The sequence below is a fragment of the Komagataeibacter intermedius TF2 genome (genome assembly GCF_000964425.1).
In the GTDB taxonomy this organism is placed as follows: Bacteria; Pseudomonadota; Alphaproteobacteria; order Acetobacterales; family Acetobacteraceae; genus Komagataeibacter; species Komagataeibacter intermedius.
On the sequence record NZ_BANF01000279.1, the window covers coordinates 1 to 442 of the forward strand.

2 pseudogenes are annotated in these 442 nt (G+C 57.9%); both read right to left on the reverse strand.

What is annotated here, in order from left to right:
• A pseudogene (locus tag B7449_RS24410) lies at positions 1-182 on the reverse strand (IS21 family transposase); the annotation flags it as partial.
• Positions 183-234: 52 nt separating this feature from the next.
• Positions 235-442 (reverse strand): annotated as a pseudogene (locus B7449_RS22220) (secretion protein); the annotation flags it as partial.

Below are 442 nucleotides of genomic sequence, written 5' to 3' on the forward strand. Positions count from 1 at the left end.
CTCAGCGGAACATAGGCGGCCCGCCGCCCCGTCTCATGGCGGTCTTCCCACCGTCGGCCATATCGCCTTACGGCATCATAGCTTCCTTCATATCCTTCCTCACGCAGCAGTTCGAACAGACGGATGAGGCTCAGCCGTTCGCGGGCCGGACGCGCCACGTTCTCCTCAAGAAGAGCGCACAATCTTCCCTCCCATGGACCAATCCGGGGAAGAGGCTGTCGTTCTCGGTGATAGTCAAAAGACGTCTGTCCCGACCGGATCACCTTGCGTACCGTCTGCCGCGATATCCCAAGGTCCCGGCAGATCGCCTTGATCGCCTTTCCTTCGACAAAATGCGCGCGACGGATCTTTCCAATTGTTTCCACAACAAGCATCCCAAACCGGGCCTCCATTCAGCATGAAGGCCATCGTGAACCCGTTTCTCAGAAAGGGGTCGTTTTTG